The 17573-nt window shown below is 49.6% G+C and carries 19 protein-coding genes and 1 tRNA gene; 7 read left to right on the top strand and 13 right to left on the bottom strand.

Annotation, left to right across the window (positions count from 1 at the left end):
* The first annotated feature begins 47 nt into the window (after positions 1–47).
* Positions 48–401, top strand: a complete 354-nt coding sequence (gene folB / locus ACTTKA_RS05140) for a dihydroneopterin aldolase (RefSeq protein WP_442713915.1) — start codon at positions 48–50, stop codon at positions 399–401.
* 155 nt (positions 402–556) lie between these two features.
* Here folB and ACTTKA_RS05135 read toward each other — a convergent pair whose 3' ends face one another.
* Positions 557–832: an HU family DNA-binding protein gene (locus ACTTKA_RS05135; RefSeq protein ID WP_442713923.1), complete on the bottom strand. Its 276-nt coding sequence runs from the start codon at positions 830–832 to the stop codon at positions 557–559.
* 203 nt (positions 833–1035) lie between these two features.
* On the opposite strand from ACTTKA_RS05135, the gene ACTTKA_RS05130 reads away from it, so the two are divergent.
* From ACTTKA_RS05130 to ACTTKA_RS05120, 3 genes are read left to right on the top strand one after another with little or no spacing between them, the layout of a single operon-like run.
* Complete coding sequence (locus tag ACTTKA_RS05130) at positions 1036–1746, top strand: rhomboid family intramembrane serine protease (protein ID WP_442713916.1); 711 nt, start codon at positions 1036–1038, stop codon at positions 1744–1746.
* A complete protein-coding gene (locus ACTTKA_RS05125) occupies positions 1727–2614 on the top strand; it encodes a rhomboid family intramembrane serine protease (RefSeq protein ID WP_442713917.1) in 888 nt (295 codons plus the stop codon). Before ACTTKA_RS05130 ends, ACTTKA_RS05125 begins: the two co-directional genes overlap by 20 nt.
* A 2-nt stretch (positions 2615–2616) precedes the next feature.
* Positions 2617–3711, top strand: coding sequence for an endonuclease/exonuclease/phosphatase family protein (locus ACTTKA_RS05120; protein ID WP_442724223.1), 1095 nt, complete (start codon positions 2617–2619; stop codon positions 3709–3711).
* A gap of 17 nt (positions 3712–3728) precedes the next feature.
* Here the strand turns inward: ACTTKA_RS05120 and ACTTKA_RS05115 are convergent, their stop codons facing one another.
* Genes ACTTKA_RS05115 through ACTTKA_RS05100 form a run of 4 tightly spaced genes read right to left on the bottom strand, consistent with a single transcriptional unit; the run spans position 3729 to position 6778 of the window.
* Complete coding sequence (locus tag ACTTKA_RS05115; protein ID WP_442724222.1) at positions 3729–5018, bottom strand: NCS2 family permease; 1290 nt, start codon at positions 5016–5018, stop codon at positions 3729–3731.
* A gap of 26 nt (positions 5019–5044) precedes the next feature.
* On the bottom strand, positions 5045–5737 hold the full coding sequence (locus ACTTKA_RS05110) for a nucleoside-specific channel-forming Tsx family protein (RefSeq protein ID WP_442713920.1): 693 nt from the start codon (positions 5735–5737) through the stop codon (positions 5045–5047).
* 3 nt (positions 5738–5740) lie between these two features.
* Positions 5741–6538, bottom strand: a complete 798-nt coding sequence (locus ACTTKA_RS05105) for a glycoside hydrolase family 16 protein (protein ID WP_442724221.1) — start codon at positions 6536–6538, stop codon at positions 5741–5743.
* Positions 6539–6550: 12 nt separating this feature from the next.
* The gene (locus tag ACTTKA_RS05100) at positions 6551–6778 is read right to left on the bottom strand and encodes a hypothetical protein (RefSeq protein ID WP_442724220.1); all 228 of its coding nucleotides are present in this window, start codon (positions 6776–6778) and stop codon (positions 6551–6553) included.
* A gap of 175 nt (positions 6779–6953) precedes the next feature.
* Here ACTTKA_RS05100 and ACTTKA_RS05095 point away from each other — a divergent pair, with 175 nt between their 5' ends.
* Both ACTTKA_RS05095 and ACTTKA_RS05090 read left to right on the top strand, forming a co-directional pair.
* Positions 6954–7199, top strand: a complete 246-nt coding sequence (locus ACTTKA_RS05095) for a hypothetical protein (RefSeq protein ID WP_442724219.1) — start codon at positions 6954–6956, stop codon at positions 7197–7199.
* Between the two features lie 42 nt (positions 7200–7241).
* Entirely contained in the window at positions 7242–8063 is an 822-nt protein-coding gene (locus tag ACTTKA_RS05090; RefSeq protein WP_442724218.1) for a DUF6261 family protein, read from the top strand.
* Positions 8064–8403: 340 nt separating this feature from the next.
* Here ACTTKA_RS05090 and rlmB read toward each other — a convergent pair whose 3' ends face one another.
* The 6 genes from rlmB to dnaN are packed head-to-tail and all read right to left on the bottom strand — an operon-like array spanning position 8404 to position 14885.
* The gene (gene rlmB / locus ACTTKA_RS05085; RefSeq protein ID WP_442724217.1) at positions 8404–9147 is read right to left on the bottom strand and encodes a 23S rRNA (guanosine(2251)-2'-O)-methyltransferase RlmB; all 744 of its coding nucleotides are present in this window, start codon (positions 9145–9147) and stop codon (positions 8404–8406) included.
* Between the two features lie 12 nt (positions 9148–9159).
* The gene (gene recN, locus ACTTKA_RS05080) at positions 9160–10824 is read right to left on the bottom strand and encodes a DNA repair protein RecN (protein ID WP_442724216.1); all 1665 of its coding nucleotides are present in this window, start codon (positions 10822–10824) and stop codon (positions 9160–9162) included.
* Positions 10825–10827: 3 nt separating this feature from the next.
* Complete coding sequence (locus ACTTKA_RS05075) at positions 10828–11733, bottom strand: DUF4835 family protein (RefSeq protein ID WP_385977624.1); 906 nt, start codon at positions 11731–11733, stop codon at positions 10828–10830.
* Complete coding sequence (coaBC, locus tag ACTTKA_RS05070; RefSeq protein ID WP_442724215.1) at positions 11730–12935, bottom strand: bifunctional phosphopantothenoylcysteine decarboxylase/phosphopantothenate--cysteine ligase CoaBC; 1206 nt, start codon at positions 12933–12935, stop codon at positions 11730–11732. The genes ACTTKA_RS05075 and coaBC overlap by 4 nt, the downstream gene beginning before the upstream one ends.
* Before the next feature lie 52 nt (positions 12936–12987).
* Positions 12988–13749, bottom strand: a complete 762-nt coding sequence (locus tag ACTTKA_RS05065) for a 3'-5' exonuclease (protein ID WP_075588901.1) — start codon at positions 13747–13749, stop codon at positions 12988–12990.
* Positions 13750–13760: 11 nt separating this feature from the next.
* A complete protein-coding gene (gene dnaN, locus ACTTKA_RS05060; protein ID WP_314790659.1) occupies positions 13761–14885 on the bottom strand; it encodes a DNA polymerase III subunit beta in 1125 nt (374 codons plus the stop codon).
* Positions 14886–15134: 249 nt separating this feature from the next.
* Here dnaN and ACTTKA_RS05055 point away from each other — a divergent pair.
* Positions 15135–15221, top strand: a tRNA-Ser gene (locus ACTTKA_RS05055).
* A gap of 150 nt (positions 15222–15371) precedes the next feature.
* On the opposite strand, the gene ACTTKA_RS05050 is transcribed toward ACTTKA_RS05055, so the two are convergent.
* Positions 15372–16985 (bottom strand): carboxylesterase/lipase family protein, encoded by a 1614-nt coding sequence (locus tag ACTTKA_RS05050; protein WP_442724214.1) that lies wholly within the window; start codon positions 16983–16985, stop codon positions 15372–15374.
* Between the two features lie 17 nt (positions 16986–17002).
* Entirely contained in the window at positions 17003–17569 is a 567-nt protein-coding gene (locus ACTTKA_RS05045; RefSeq protein ID WP_442724213.1) for a flavodoxin, read from the bottom strand.
* Between the last annotated feature and the right edge of the window lie 4 nt (positions 17570–17573).

Here is a 17573-nt window from a genome sequence, read left to right as displayed (position 1 = left end):
TTTCAAAGAAAGTTTTTTTGCTTATTTTTACAGACAAATTAACATGTATGAAGGGAAAAATTGAATTACAAGGCATGAAATTTCATGCTTATCACGGGGTTTTACCGCAGGAAACACGTGTAGGAGGAGAATTTGTCGTTGATCTGTCTTTTTCGATGTCGCATCTCCGGTCTTTACAAACCGATAACCTGACCGACACGATCAGCTACGCAGAAGTATATGAACTTATAAAAACAGAAATGGCAGTGCCGTCACAATTGTTAGAGCATGTAGCCGGACGGATTTCGGTAGCGCTGAAGACACATTTTCCGGAACTGTCCGGACTTAAGTTGAAGATTTCAAAACTATGTCCGCCATTGAGAGGTGAAGTGCAAAGTGCATCGGTAATACTGGAGGATTAACAATCACTGTAAATAAAGAGAACCATCCCAAGCTGTCGCTCGAAGGAAAATTACGATCATTCGCTTCTCAACCGTTTCTTACTGAAAAAAGAAAGCTACCCTATAAATTTATCAGATAGCTTTCTCTTTTTCAAAAAAATAAACGTTTTCTTACCTTACTTTGCCGATTTTGCCAATTCTGCACCGGGTTTAAATTTAACGACTTTACGAGCCGGGATGTTAATCGCTTTCTTTGTCTGCGGATTCACACCTTTGCGAGCTGCTTTTTTTACGACAGAAAAAGAGCCAAATCCTAAGATAGACACTTTTTCGCCTTTCTTCATCTCGCTTTGAATCGTTTTAATCATGGCTTCAACAGCCTTTTTTCCATCAACCTTGCTTAATCCGGCTTTTTCAGCAACGGCATTAATAAATTCTGTTTTGTTCATAATGTTGTAATTAAAAAGTAATAAAATGTATTAATCAATAATCTACCTGTTCCAGCTTTCTATTTTATTTCAGGCCTCAAATATAGTTTGAAAATTCGACTATCAATAATTATAAGACGTTTTTTTTCGAGAAAGTACAATTTTCCAGTAAAATCGGATGCAAAAGCCAAAAATATGCACTATTTTTGCCTCAAAACAAGAAACAGATGACAATGCAAAACAGATTTGGACTGGCTCAAAGTATCCCACCGGTCACTCAGAATTTAATTATAATTAACGCTCTGTGCTGGCTGGCCGCCTTGGTATTACCCAAATTCGGGATAGACCTGATCGAATGGATGGGACTCCATTTCCCCGGAACAAAAGGATTCAAGCTCTATCAGTTGATCACATACATGTTCATGCATGATACCCGTTCGCTCGGGCATATTTTCTTCAACATGTTTGCCGTTTTCATGTTCGGACGGATTCTGGAAGTCACCTGGGGGCCGAAACGCTTTCTGACTTTCTATTTAGTGACAGGTATCGGTGCTGCTCTTGTACAGGAGTTAACCTGGCTCTATCAGATTCACTCCCTCGCCGCTTTAAACGGTATCAGCATCTCGCAACAAATTGCGATGGATCCGGGGGTAAACGCGCTCGTAACGATCGGAGCCTCGGGAGCCGTGTTCGGTATTCTGCTGGCTTTCGGCATGCTTTTTCCCAATGCCCCCTTGTATCTCATGTTCATACCGATTCCCATCAAGGCCAAATATTTTGTGATCGGATATGGGTTGATCGAGTTGTTTATGGGAGTCTCTAATTTCAGCAACGACAACGTGGCTCACTTTGCCCACTTGGGAGGGATGCTATTCGGATTTTTCCTGATTCTGTATTGGAAAAAGAAAAATAGAGACCATGGACAATTTTTTTATTAGAATAAAACAGTCGTTTACGGAAGGAAATATTCTTACAAAACTTATATACATCAATGTCGGAATATTTCTGTTTGTCCGGTTAGCGATTGTTTGCCTGCAACTCTTCGAGATCGACTCCACTGTCTTTCTCTCCTATCTGCAGGTGCCTTCTGTATTCGCACTGTTTTTTTACAGGCCATGGACATTACTGACCTACATGTTTCTGCATACCGATTTCCTTCATCTGCTGTTCAACATGCTCTGGTTATACTGGTTTGGACGCATTGCGATGGAGTTTTTCAACGGACGCCGGTTAGCGGGCATCTATATTTCGGGAGGGATAGCCGGAGCTCTGACGTATATGCTGGCGTATAATCTTTTCCCGTATTTTCGCAATCGCGAGACGGTCGCTTTTCTGATGGGGGCTTCGGCTTCGGTCATGGCTATTGTCTTCGCCGTTTCGTTTTACCGGAAAGATTACGAACTTCAGCTCATGTTTATCGGACGGATACGGCTGCTGTATCTTGCCTTCTTCGCTTTTATCATCGATTTTCTGTCGATCACTTCCGACAATGCCGGCGGGCATATCGCCCATATCGGAGGAGCGTTGTGGGGGATGCTGTTCGCTTTCCGAATCAGGCAAGGAAAAGATTTGACGGTTTATCTGAATCGTTTGATCGACCGGATAGTCGATATAAGAAAGAGACGGCGGCCGCGGATGAAAGTAACCCGGGGGGGACGGCGGCCGGAAACGGATCAGGAATACCGTGCACGCAAACAGGCCGAATCGCAGGCGTTGGATGCGATCTTAGACAAACTGAAACGTTCCGGCTACGAAAGTCTTTCGTCCGAAGAGAAAAAAACATTGTTCGACGCCAGCAAGAAGTAGAAATGAAAGCACTCCGATGGATACATAGCATTCTTGCCGTCCTCAACGGCTTCGTCGTTCTCCTGTTTCTCTTATCGGCTTTCTCCGACATGGTATCGCCCGCCGATCATTTGCTGTTCGCTTATCTGGGACTGGCTTTCCCTCTTTTTCTGCTCCTCAACATCGGTTTTCTGGTTTTCTGGATCATCATGCGCAAATGGAATCACGCCTTCGTAGTCCTATGCTCCTTTCTGATCTGCTGGAAACCGATCAAGCAATACATACCGTTTCATTTACGGGTGAAGCAGCCTCCTCGCGAAGAACTGATCAAGGTATTAACATATAATGTCATGTGTTTCGGATATAAAGATCATACCACCGATCAGCCCAACCCGATCATTCGGTATATTGCCGAATCGGGCGCGGATATTGTCTGCATGCAGGAATATTTGGAAGGACACACGGACATTCTGACAGAGAACAAAATTGCCCGGGCGCTGAGCATGTATCCTTATCATTTCCATGTACCGCTCGTGCATTATCCGCGTTACACGACCGGACTGGCCATTTATTCGAAATATCCGATACGCAGCTCCCGAAAGATACGTTACGACAGTTCGTTCAACGGATCGGCCGTGCATGAGCTCAACGTGAAGGGCAAGAAAGTGATTGTGGTGAACAATCATTTAGAGTCGTTCAAGTTTACGGTCGAAGACCGTTCGAAATATTCCGAATTTATCCGCAACGCCAATACGGGTACATTCGACAATATCCGGGGGGCATTGGAACAGAAGATGGGAGAAGCTTTTCGGATTCGGGCGGAACAGGCCGATATCATTGCCGACGAAATCGAAACGTTGCAGGGAGATTACCTGATTGTGTGCGGCGACTTTAACGACACGCCGATCTCGTATGCCCGCAGGAGGATACAAGGCTCGCTGCGGGACGCATACGTCGAATCGGGGCGGGGTGTGGGCGTAAGCTATAACGAAAACATGTTTTGGTTCCGCATCGATCATATCTTACATTCGCCCAATATGACGGCCTGCCGGGCGACCGTCGATCGGGTCAAGCTCTCAGACCATTACCCGGTATGGTGTTATCTGAGGCCGGATTAGCTTCTCAAGCGAGCGACTCAAATAAAAATATACTTCAGCACAAACAGCACAGCCAGCACGTACATGGCCGGGGTCAGCTTCCGGTATTTCCGGCTGAGCAGGTTCAGCAGCACATAGCTGATGATACCGATCAGGATTCCGTCCGAGATGCTATACGTGAGCGGCATGATGATAAGACATATAAACGCGGGAATAGATTCGGAATAATCGTCGAAATCGATATCTTTGATGGGGCTGAGCATAAACAGTCCGACGATGACGAGCACGGGGCAAGTCGCCGCTCCGGGAATAGCCAGAAAAATCGGTGCGAAGAGCAAGGCCACGGCAAAGCAGACGGCCGTGGTGAAGGCCGTTAGTCCGGAGCGTCCGCCCTGCGCCACGCCCGAAGCGCTTTCGACGTAGGTCGTTACCGTACTTGAGCCGAGGAGGGCGCCAAAGGTCGTGCCGAGAGCATCGGCCATAAAAGCTTTCCGGAGACGGGGCACTTTACCGTCTTTAATCATACCGGCCTTCGTCGATACGCCCACCAGTGTACCGATCGTATCGAACATGTCGATAAAGAGGAACGTAAAGATGACGATCAGCATATCGATCGTAAAGAGCTGAGAAAAGTCGAACTGAAAGGCGATCGGAGCGATGGAGGGCGGAATGCTGGTCAAGCCGCCGTACGTAGTCAGTCCCATGGGGATGCCGATCAGGGCGGTACCGAGGATGCCGAGCAGCAAGGCGCCGCGCACATTGAGAATAAGCAGCACGCTGGTCAGCACGATCCCGATGACCGACAGGAGACCGGATCCGTGGGTGATGGTGCCCAACGTCACGAACGTGGCGTCGCTATGCACAATCACGCCGCCGTTTTTCAATCCGATGAAAGCGATATACAGTCCGATTCCCGGTCCGATGGCATTACGGAGCGAGGCGGGGATGGCATTGACGATGATATCGCGCAGGTTCGTTACCGTCAGAAGAATAAAAATCAATCCCTCGATAAAGACGGCCGCGAGGGCGAACTGCCAGCTGTAGCCCATGGTCATGCAGACCGTGTAAGCGAAGAAAGCGTTCAGTCCCATGCCGGGCGCCAGCGCAAACGGCATTTTGGCATAAAGCGCCATGACGAGCGTAGCCAGCACGGACACGATGGCGGTTGTGGTAAAAACAGCACCTTTGTCCATCCCTACCGATCCGAGGATATTCGGATTCACGGCCAGAATATAGGCCATAGTCAGGAACGTAGTGATTCCCGCGAGTATCTCTGTTTTGACATTCATGGTTCGATGATCGAACCCGAAGAGTTTCGATAAATTCATAGCTGTAAAAAATTATTTCGTTACGGTCAGAAGCTCCATTTCATAGCCAGTGTCGGGATCACGTAGAGGCCGTCGCGCCCTGCGAAATCATAGTTGACTTTCACCTCGCTGCCAAAGCTGAGGTTAAACTTGTCGTCCACTCCTTTAAACCGGTTCAGGTTGACCCAGAACTGCGGCTCGCTCAGGAACACGAAGTCGCCCACCGCACTCGGTTCGCGCCACCAGTCGGCAAACCCCGTAAAACTGCATTTCCCGTCGGCAAAATGGAGATACCACGTGGCTGTCAGCTGAAAGTTATTCGGCTCGTTGGCTTTCTGGATGTATTTATACAGCGCCGAGAGCGTAAAGCCGCGTGTGAACTGAGCGTTATTGTAGCTGTACGTCGGGCCGGCCAGATAAGCGTTTTTGACGAACGGCAGTCCGCCGTTATATTCGAGATGGGCCGAGATCGGGCCTTCCCAGAATTTGAGTTCGCGGCTGATTTCCCAATAAGCCGAAGCCACGCCGTCCGATTTATAGTCCATATCGACAAAGAAAAACGTACTGCCCCATTTATCGGGTTTAAACATCTCGACGGTCGTAGTCCAGAGCGGCCGACCGCCTAACTTGTCGTAGGCCGCGCGGCCGAAATCGTAATGAACCTGCACGTTTTGTGCCTGTAAGGCTCCGCAAAGCAAAAGGGCTGCGCCCAGCAGCCCGTGTCTGATAATCGTTTTCATTGTTTATTTTTGTTTTTGTTTTTGATAAAAGCGCACCCAATCGATTTGCATCTCGACCGGCAGATGAGCCGGTTCGACACGCCCCACCCATTGTCCGCCCAGCTGCATATCGAGCAGCAAATAAAACTCGCGGTCGAACGGAAACTGTCCCTGTTTATCTGTTTCGATGCGGGGATAGGTAAACGTATGACGATTATTAATATAGAACGAAATGCTGTCGGGATACAGTTCGACGGCGTACGTATTGTAATCGTCCGCCCGAATGGCGCCGGTAGCCCCTTTAGGCGGATACGTTTCCTTCAGCACGTGCGTGTAATGTGAATGGACAGTCTGGTAGGCGATGCTATCGTCGTTGAGTCGCTCCATGATATCGATCTCGCCGCCGTCGGGCCATTGTGCCCCGTCGAACGGGAGAAGCCAGAAAGCCGGCCACGCACCCGTGGCGCTCCCCAGCTTGGCATGGATTTCGAGGCGTCCGTGAGAGAAGCCGACCTTATCTTTCGTATACAGTCCGCCGGTGAGGAATCGAGCCGTATCTTCGGGCAGGCCGTAATTGTTCAGTCCCCGCAGTGTAAGCAGTCCGCCGCCCATGTGATAGCACGAGTCGAAGTCGCTCATGTAGTTATTCCAGTCCGATTTTCCGCGCGGAATTTTACTCCAGCGTGACGAGTCGAATGTATCGCCGTCAAAATTTTCTTCCCATACCAACTGCCACGCATCTTGTTTCTGATCAGAGCAGGATGTGCAGCAAAGCGTCGCCACACAAACAAACGCCAAAGCGCAAATTACACGTTTCGTCATATCAAGCATTTTTTATTTCCGGATATTTTTAGCGGCGAAAATCATCATCAGAATCAGATTGACGATCAAGACTCCGCCGCAGCAGACCACATAAAACGCCATCCATTCCTTCTCCGGGCGCAACACAAAGTAAGCGACCGCGCTCGCCACGCCAATCAGTACGATCAACACCGACAATATCCGTAAGATGATTTTTCTTTTTCCCATTCCGAGTGCGAAGATATTATATTTTATTGACATTTCCCCGCCCGATAAACAAAAAACGCCTCCGTCGTGTTATTTTTTTTCCTACATTATATAATATATCCGCCGAAATATATATCTTTATCCCCGCGATCGGGAAGAAGAAAGGAGGAAAAACACAAAAACCGGTCGCAGCAGGTTTCGCCAAACGGGAGAAACAGTCAAAAAAAGGATGGAAAAAATGATCGGAACTTTCCGAAAGTATGCCGAAGTACTCGGACAAGGTGTCGGAACTTTCCGAAAGCATGCCGAAGTACTCGGACAAGGTGTCGGAACTTTCCGAAAGTATGCCGAAGTACTCGGACAAGGTGTCGGAACTTTCCGAAAGCATGCCGAAGTACTCGGACAAGGTATCGGAACTTTCCGAAAGCACGCCGAAGTACTCGGACAAGGTGTCGGAACTTTCCGAATGAATTAGAAAAAACTTAGCCGTATTAATTTCAACAATTATCGATTAGCTATGAAAACATTTATCAAAATAAACATTCATCATGCTCGCAACGGAGAGCATTATCAGTATCATAACGATGTATTGGCGACAATTAACGAAGAATTTGCAATACAGTATCAGCTCTTGCCGCTTCGCACGACATACACCGCGCTGTTTACCGAAGAAGACAACGCATACAAACAAAATCAGGCGTATGCCAAGACGAAGGAAATCGAGGAGTGCGACCGCAAACGCGACGATCTGTTCGTCTTCGTACGACAAACGATCGACAGCGGGCTGTATCACCCCGTACCCGAGAAACGCGCCGCGGCCGAACGATTGTTGTTCGCCCTTAAACCTTACCGGATGGCTAACCAGCAACCGTTTGCCGAAAATACGGCTCTGGTGACGAATATGACGCAGGATATGCTGGGCAAGGATTATATCGACGACGTGCGGTTGCTCGATCTCGAAGGGCCGATCAAGCTGCTCGACGAGGCCAACAACGAATTTAACACGCTATACGGCAAACGCTCGGACGAGAAGTTGGAACGTTACGAGCGCGACAACATGAAGGCGATCCGTCCGAAGGTGGACGAGGCGTTTCGCGCCCTGACCGGCGGCATCGGCGCGCTGTATCAGGTGAATGAGCTGATTACGCACGATCCGGTGAAGGCCGAAGAACTGGGCGGCGTCATCGACCGTGTGAATGCGCTGAGCCGTCAGTTGCAGGAAACCATCGCCCGACGGCGACCGAAAAAAGGATCGCCCGAGCCGGAACCGCCGGCGCCCGAGCCGGAAAATCCTCTGGCCGAAAACGGTGGCGACACTGAAACGCCGCAGGCGACATAAAACGAAGTTTCATGTAGAACGTTTTTAATAGTTTTTTAATGGAAGGGGGCTGTCGGGATGACATCCCCCTTTTGCTTTTTTCAGCCGTCAGCGGTCAGCGGTCAGAGAATTACGAATTACGAGAAAGGGTAGTTAATGTAGGGGCGAACCTCTGTGTTCGCCCATTTTTTGTGTGGTGTTGGGTTTGTCCGAACGCAAATTTCGCAAATGGGAGCAAATAACCGCGTTTGTCATTCCGAACGCAGTGAGGAATCCCGCCCCTGAAAGGAAAGAGATTCTTCGCTTCGCTCTGAATGACAAAGGCAGCGTTCGTCATTCGTAATTCGTAATTCGTCATTGATTATTTCCGTTCGGAGCGTTGTCGGAGGGCTTCGAAAAGCATCACCCCGGTAGCGACCGACACATTGAGCGAAGCAATGGATCCGACCTGCGGGATCCGGATCATCTCGTCACAAACGCGCAGGTTCGCCGCCGAAACACCCGTATCTTCCGCGCCCATCACAAGGGCTACCGGTCCGTCGTACGACACTTCGGTATAACTTGCCGAGGCCTTTTCGGTAGCGGCAAACACCTTCACCCCGCTGTCTTTCAAAAAACGGATGGCCTGATGAATGGTGCGCTCCTTGCATACGGGCAACACGTTGAGCGCCCCGGCCGAAGTCTTCATCGCATCGGCCGTGACCGAAACGCTCCCTTCCGAGGGGATGACCAGTGCATCGACCCCGGCACACTCGCATGTGCGGGCTATCGCCCCGAAATTGCGCACGTCGGTCACTCCGTCGAGCAACACGATGAACGGGTCTCGCCCCTGCTCAAACACAAAAGGGATAAGGTCTTCGAGCCGGTGATACGTCACGGCCGAGACAAACGCGATTACCCCCTGATGGTTCTTCCGCGTGATGCGGTTCAACCGCTCCACCGGCACACGTTGCACCGGCACCATCCGCCCTTTGAGCAGCTCGCCCAACTCGCGGATCAGGTCGCCCTGCAAGTCTTTTTTCACCATAATCTTGTCTACCTCGCGGCCGGCCTGTATCGCCTCCATCACGGCACGAATGCCGAATATCATGTCTTTATCGCTCATCTCTCTTTCGGTTTATTTTTCTTTTTGCAACAACGCCCTCGCGTTCGCCACGGCGGCTTCGGTCAGCGACGATCCGCTGAGCATCCGCGCCACTTCATTGATGCGCTCTTCGGTCGTCAGCCGACGGATACGTGTCAATGTCCGTTCGGCCGTATCTTCCTTATAGACGAAATAATGCGCCCGTCCTTTGGCCGCGATCTGCGGCAGGTGCGTAATCGTAATCACCTGCATCTTTTGCCCGAGGTCTTGCATGATATCAGCCATTTTGTCGGCGATTTCGCCCGATACGCCCGTATCGATCTCGTCGAAGATGATGGCCGGCAACGCGGCAAAACCGGCAATCATGGCTTTGATGCACAACATCAGGCGGGAGATTTCACCCCCCGAAGCCGTCTGCGCCACCGGTTTGAGCGCCTCGTTCTTATTGGCCGAAAAGAGGAAGCGAACCTCGTTCATCCCGTCGGCCGACGGTTTTTCTTTCGGCGAAAGCTCGATCTCGAAACGGGTGTTGGGAATGCCCAGCAACACCATCCGGTCGACAAGCTGCCACTCAATCTTGGCGACCGCCTCGCAGCGGCGATCGGTCAGTTGGCCAGCCAGTATCATCAACACCTCGTAAATCGATTTACGATGCTTCGTGAACACCTCCATCTGCTCATCGAACGAATCGATGGCCGAGAGTTGCGTCGTAAACTGCTGCTGTAACGCCAGCAGCTCCTCGACCGACGACACACGGTGTTTCTGCTGCAACGAATAAATCGTGTTAAGCCGCTCGTTGACCCACTCCAAACGGCTCGGATCGAACTCCACGTCTTCCTTCAGCACATCCGTCTCCGACGCCAGATCGGCCATATCCGTCCATGCCGAACGCAAACGCCCGGCAAAATCTTTCGCCTTCGGGAAATACGCCTCTAACGCCTCGACGTCATGAAGCGCCTCTTTCAGCTGCTGCACCACGCCCCTCTCCTCTCCGATCAGGCTGTCGGTGACCTTGTACAATGCCGACTTGATCTCTTCCGTATGCGAGAGCGTTTCCAGCTCAGCCTCCAACTCTTCCTGCTCGCCGGCCGTCAACTGCGCCGTCCGTAATTCTTCGACCTGAAAACGCAGATAATCCTCGTCCTGCCGGCTTTTGGACGCCAACGCTTCCAGCTCCTCCAACTGCCGCACGGCGTCTTGATAACGCTCATACTCGCGCCGGTAAGCCACCAGCAAAGACTCCGTTTTGGCCATGATATCGACGACGTTCATCTGAAACTGCGTATCGGCCAGCAAAAGGTTCTGATGCTGCGAATGCACATCGATCAGCCGGTCGCCCAAAGCCTTGACCACCGAGAGCGGAGCCGGCGTATCGTTGATAAACGCGCGCGACTTGCCGCTGCTCATCAGCTCGCGGCGCAAAATGCAACTCTCCGCGTCATACTCCAGATCATGCGACCGGAAAAAATCTTCGAGCCGATAGGCCGAGACGTTGAACACGGCCTCGACCACACATTTATCGGCGCCGGACTGAATGCTTTTCGAATCGGCGCGCTGTCCGAGCACGAGCGCCAACGCTCCGAGAATAATCGATTTTCCGGCTCCCGTTTCACCGGTCACGACCGAAAAGCCCTCGTCAAAGCGGATATGGAGTTCGTCTATCAAGACGAAGTTTCGTATAAAAAGCGATTGAAGCATACCTTAATTTTTAAGTGATCCGAGCCGGTTCGTCTGGCCCGGATAAAGATTCGACAATGTTTTATAGCCGGCTTGCTTCTCCTGCGTCGTAGCTTTAGAGTAGATGGCTACCAGCTCATCCAACTTCGTATCGGAGAAAACTTGCAACAGGATCGAAGTAGGCCGCGCACTTTTGTACGCCGTCAAAGCGGGCAACGCCTCAAGGATATTCGTCCGTCCGCGATCGGCATTCGCCGCCATCTCGTCAAGCCCCTTACGATGATAATCGTACCAGAACTGACGGTATCCCTCGCTCTGATTCTCGGTCAGCGCCGTAATCAGCGCGTGACGGTTGCGATCATTCTCAAATGCCTTCCAGCCGTTCCACGACGGTTCGGACTGCGCCAACGTCAGAATCTGCTGCGCCTGCTGGAAAAAGACACTCCCGCCCTTGGGCGAAAAACCGTCGAAATCGATTCCCAAAATCACATAAATATAAAACACGATAGTTGCCGTCAGATTGCTCTGCAAGGTTGTTTCGGAATATTCCAACGGTTCCATTTCGGTGTATTGGAAATCGAGCTGCGTATCGCGGAAGTTAAAAATCGTAGTCGTGTAAGACGAATTATAAACCGGACGACGCGCCTGCACCTGCAACTCGCAACTGAAACGATTATCTTCCTGCGTATTGACAATCATCGTAAACGTACAGTCGATCCGTTCATTGGGCGAAAATTTGGCGTTCGTCCATTTCTTGTTATTGATAAACTCGTTCAACGCTCTCTGCAAAGTGTTGAAAACTTCCTTGTTCGTGCCCTGCACCTTACTGCTGTTGATCGATAGCTTCGCATTCAGTTCGGATACCTGCGACCAAGCGCTTAACGCCATCGTTGCCAACAGACAGACAAGCCACTTCTTTCTTTTGTTCATCCTTTTGTTATTAACGTTTTCAGACAATCTAAGATATCGTCGGCCACGGCCTTTTTATCTTTCAACGGAAAGCCGGTCATCTGCCCCTCACGGTCGATCACGGTAATTTTGTTCGTATCGCACGCGAAGCCCGCTCCTTCTTCCTCAAGCGAGTTCAGCACAATCATGTCGAGATTTTTTCGCGCCAGCTTCTCCTTCGCATGTGCCACGCCGTCGTTCGTTTCCAAAGCGAAGCCCACCAAATACTGCCCGGCACGCTTCCTCTCTCCCAGCGCGGCCGCAATATCCCTGTTGCGCACCAACGATAACGAGAGCGACTCCCGTCCCTCGCGCTTGATCTTCTGCGTCGCTGCCGCCGCCGGACGATAATCGGCCACCGCCGCCGAAAGAATCGCGATCTCCACATCGGGAAAAGCCGACACCGCCGCTTCATACATCTCATCGGCCGACTCGACATCTGTCCGCAGGATATTGGGATGGTCTGCCTTCAACGAGACAGGCCCGGCAATCAATCGCACCTTCGCACCTCTTCGAGCGCACGCCTCGGCCAACGCAAAGCCCATCTTTCCCGAAGAGTAGTTGCCGATAAAACGTACGGGATCGATTTTTTCGTACGTGGGGCCGGCCGTGATCAGGATCGTTTTCCCCTGCAAATCGTTCGAGGCAGCAAAGAAAGCAGACAGCACACGGACAATCTCGTCGGGCTCCCGCATCCGTCCCTTGCCGACCAACCGGCTGGCCAACTCGCCCTCGCCCGGCTCGATGATATGGTTACCGTAGGAACGCAGGCGGGCCAGATTTTGCCGTGTCGACGGATGAGCAAACATATCCAAGTCCATCGCCGGAGCGATAAAAACAGGCGCCTTGCACGAGAGGTACGTCGTCACCAGCATATTATCCGCTACGCCGTTTGCCATCTTTCCGATCGTCGAAGCCGTCGCCGGAGCGACAAGCATCGCATCGGCCCACAGTCCCAAATCGACATGGCTGTTCCACGAGCCGTCGCGGTTGGAGAAAAACTCACTGATCACCGGCTTACGGCTCAAGGTAGCCAAAGTCAGAGGCGTGATAAACTCTTTCGCGGCCGGTGTCATCACCACCTGCACCTCCGCCCCTTCTTTCACCAAGGCACGGATCAGATAAGCTGACTTATAGGCAGCAATACCGCCCGTGATGCCTAATATGATTTTTTTCCCTCGCATAGGTTTACAACGTACAGCTTCGCTTCTTATTATCTTTGTCTGTGATTTGCCGCTATTTCATCCTCATCCGGATTTCGGTCAGTTTCTGCTTCGTGTTGAGCGGAAAATCTCCTCCGATGATCCATGCATAATACCCCGGATCGGTTTGCAACACCTCCGTCACCAAACGTCCTTTATACTTCCCGAAGTTGATCACTTCTTCGCCTTTGTCGTTATAAATCATCCGTCCGGCAAAATCGACATTGTTCGTAAAACTCGAATACTCGGAAAGAAATTTCACATCGTTCTTCAAATCGGGATAGCGGTCTAACTGCGCTTTCAAGACCTCATACGTCGCTTTCGTGTCGGCCTCGGCGCTATGCGCATCGGCCAATTCTTTGTCGCAGTAGAATTTGTAGGCAGCCTGCAACGTGCGCTGTTCCATCTTGTGAAAGATCGTCTGTACATCGACAAACTTGCGTTTGGACAAATCGATATTCACATTCGCACGCAAAAATTCTTCGGCCAACAGCGGAATATCGAAACGGTTTGAATTAAATCCGGCCAAGTCGCACCCTTCGATCTGCGACGCCAGTGATTTGGCAATCTCTTTAAACGTCGGACAATCCTTCACATCCTCGTCTGTGATGCCATGTATGGCCGTTGCCTCCGGAGGGATCGGCATCTCCGGATTGATACGCCGGGTCTTCCCTTCTTCTTTTCCGTTCGGCGAAATTTTCAAATACGAGATTTCGACGATCCGGTCTTTACAGATATTCACACCGGTAGTTTCCAAATCGAAAAACACCAGCGGATTGGCTAAATTGAGCTGCATATAATCGTTATTTAATCGTTCAGAACCATCGGCATGAGCAACATCAGCAACTCTTCATCCGATTCGTTCTCCAGCGGTACAATCACACCGGCGCGAGAGGGATCGGCCAATTCCAGCACAATCTCGCCCGAGTTAATGTTGCTTAATATCTCAATCAAAAAAGTTCCTTTGAATCCGATGCTCAAATCCATTCCTTCATATTGACACGTCACTCGTTCTTCGGCCGAAGTGGAAAAGTCAATGTCCTGTGCCGAGATCATCATGCCGTCTCTTGAAAGTTGTAACTTAACCAGACCACTGGCCGGGTTCGAAGAAACGGATACGCGCTTCAAAGCCGTCAGCAGCGATACGCGATCGACTGTTACTTTGTTGGGATTATCTTGCGGGATGACACTGTTGTAGTTCGGGTAACGTCCTTCTATCAAACGGCAAACCATCTCGAAATTAGCCGTCTTCACGTAAGCATTGTTCTCATCGAACGTTATCTTGACCGGATCGGTATTCTTAGGCAATAAAGCCTTCAATAAATTCGCCGGCTTCTTCGGCAAAATAAACGAAGCACGCCCCTCCGACCTTACGGCCAGATTGCGCAAACGCACCAGTTTATGACCATCCGAAGCGACAAACGTCAGATTATCGGTTTGAATATCGAAGTAGATTCCGTTCATCACCGGACGAAGTTCATCGTCGGCCGTGGCAAAAAACGCCCGCCCGATACCATTTAACAATACCTGCGATTCCATGGTGAGGTCTACCGCATTTTCACCCAATGGTTTTTGTTGAGGATATGTATCACCACGCTGGCCGATAAATTCATACTTCCCGTTCTCGTAACGCACAACGGTCGACAAATTATCATCGTTGATCTCAAACACAAGCGGTTGTTCCGGCAATTCTTTCAATGGTTCTAAGAGAATCTTGGCAGAAACAGCAAACAGACCGCTTCCGCTGGCATTCATCACATCGACGGTTGTCACCAGACGAGTTTCCACATCCGAAGCCGTAATCGTCAACTTATTCTCTTCTAACTGGAACAGGAAACTGTCTAAGATAGGCAGCGTATTTTTCGAAGCAATCACTTTACTGATCGACTGCAAGCGTGTCAATAACGCGGAACTTGATACATCAAATTTCATAACGGTTTATATTTTCTTATAATTAATATTGTTTTGCCTGTTTGATAAGTCGAGCAAAAATAGTAAAACTTTTATATTATCTGCTCTAAAAATCGCAAAATAAAGAAAAGTGTTTCAGGAACAGCAAAGAAGCCGTAAAAAAAGACCCAATTTCAAGAAGACCCAAAAACGAATTCGATAAGTAAATTTATTTCGTTTTTTTGTATTTTCTGAAAAACATATTACCTTTGCGCGTCCTTTGAAAAGGGAGGAAAGCTGCCAGAGTGGTCGAATGGGCCGCACTCGAAATGCGGTGTACGGGTAACTGTACCGGGGGTTCGAATCCCTCGCTTTCCGCTGGAAGACTTAGAGATGATAAAGCCGGTGGAAGAAAAAAGTCCTGCAAACATAAGTCTGCAGGACTTTTTGCATGTAAAGGCGTTTTAGAATGTTTATTGCCGACATCAAGTCATCATCACTGTACTTTTTCGCACAGAAGATTCACTTCTAAATGCCACCGCGGGTTTGTAACCGTTCCCTATGATTGAAAGCTTTCTCGATGACATCCAATCTGGCTTTTCTTGGATCGGATTTTTTAACAAAACGCCCATCTAACTGTATGTCGAGCATGGTGTCATTCTCAATATCGTAAACAGGCCATTGAGGAAGGCCGTTTCCATTAGGATTTCCTGTTTTAGCAAAGTTAACCCAATACGTATTCATAATCGTGGCAACTTCTTCACTCTTTAAGTCTACGGGAGAACCTTCTCTGTTCATCAGTCTGCAAAATATATAACCGATTTCCGCTCCATGTCCAGCTCCATACTTCATACGCTCCTTCATAGCCGGAGATACATAGCCAAAGTGATAGAGATAAACCGGCGTTCCACTTTCTATAAAATTCCTTGCGGTAAATCGGGCAGGCTCAGCCCACACCCAATCAGTATTAAACAATGCTATTATTTCGGAAAATTCTCTTTCGTCTTTGGGATCGTAAGCTTCGATTGCTTCATTTTGTAATTCTCCGAAAAGTGCAAACAGCTCGTTTTTAGAACTGCTGGAATTGACAAATTCCCCTCCTATCTCCGCACTGTTTGATCCAATGATCAACGGTATCTTTGCAAACCGCCCGGCCTTGTACGCACTTTCAGCTGTTTCGACAACCAGTTTCCCATCAAGAATAGGGCCGGAATAGGTACGTACACCTTGCTGTTCGTCTATTTCCTGTCCTCCATCCACAATCTCCTCAACACTCAACGTGCGCAGCCGGGCAAGAGCGGCAGCATCAAGACCTTGAATTCCATGCTTACGCGCAAAATTTATCCCTATTGTTTCTGCCGAAACAGGATACATCGAATCTGCCTTTTCTTGACGAATGGGGCGACCGGTCAGCACACCGTCGCGCCCCCCGCCCGACTGACTGATCGCTTTATGGAAAAGGCCTCTGGCTGCCGGAATAGTCATAAGAGCATGAACGGACACACCACCGGCAGATTGACCGAAGATCGTCACGTTATCGGGATTTCCTCCAAATGCCACAATGTTTTTCTGTATCCATTCAAGTGCCGCAATTTGATCCATAAAGGCATAACTTCCTTTTGGCTCATTAGGATACTCTTCACTTAATGCGGGAAAAGCAAAATGCCCGAGTCGTCCCAGTCGATAGTTGATTGTTATGAGAATAATCCCCTGCTTGGCGAATTGACTGCCTAAAGAACCTGCCCCACTGCCTCCCACGAAGCCTCCTCCGTGTATCCAGACCATGACAGGCAATCTTGCTCCCAGTTTAGTACCCGAGGGTAGCCACAAGTTTAAATAAAGACAATCTTCAGACGAACCATCGGCAATACCACTCGAGCCTCGCGGCCATCCCGCTTGCGCACAACTTGGGCCATATTGGGTTGCATCACGTATGCCATCCCACGATTTTACGGGCTGAGGCGGGCGCCAACGAAATTCGCCAATCGGCGGCGCTGCGTATGGAATGCCTTTGTAGCAGTCGATACCGTCTTCCGATGCTCCACGCACAAAGCCTGAAGCTGTACGAACGATTGGGGACGTTTGCTGAGCTTGCACCCCGAAACTAATCAGAGCAATGAAAGTTATCAGAATTTTTTTCATCGATTGCTATCATTATATCATTTTTTCAGCTCTTTTTCTATCCATTCACGGATCGTCTGTTCCGTTGCACCGTTTAACAATCGGCCGTCCCGCCACTGAATTTCGGGATAATCTTTTTTCAATTGAGCCACACTGTTTTCTATGCCGCTACTTCCCGACGTAGCGAAAGGTATCACCGTTTTCCCTTTCAGAGGATGACTTTCGATAAATGTGCGGACAATCGTTGGCGCCACATTCCACCAGATCGGATAGCCGATAAAAATCACGTCATAATCCGAAAGATGCTCTTTTTTCCCTTTGATGGCCGGGCGGGACTTCGGATTTCCCATTTCGAGCGAACTGCGCGACTGTTTGTTTCGCCAATCGAGGTCGTCGCTCGTATAAGGTGTTTGAGGGACGATCTCGTAGAGTTCTCCTCCGGACACTTGCGCGATCTTCTTAGCGACTCCCGCCGTAGTTCCCGTTGCGGAGAAATAAACCACCAAAGCCTTATTAAACAAAGCTTCTTGTTTACGTGTCTCTTGCGTGTAAGCGTTGCTGCCGAATAAAACGATACTCAAAGCAGCGATAATCATTCGTTTCATGTTT

Origin of the sequence: Tannerella sp. (genome assembly GCF_052170195.1) — a bacterium.
In the GTDB taxonomy this organism is placed as follows: domain Bacteria; phylum Bacteroidota; class Bacteroidia; order Bacteroidales; family Tannerellaceae; genus Tannerella.
Note: the sequence above shows the minus strand (reverse complement) of the source record. Positions and strands in the feature narration are given on the sequence as shown.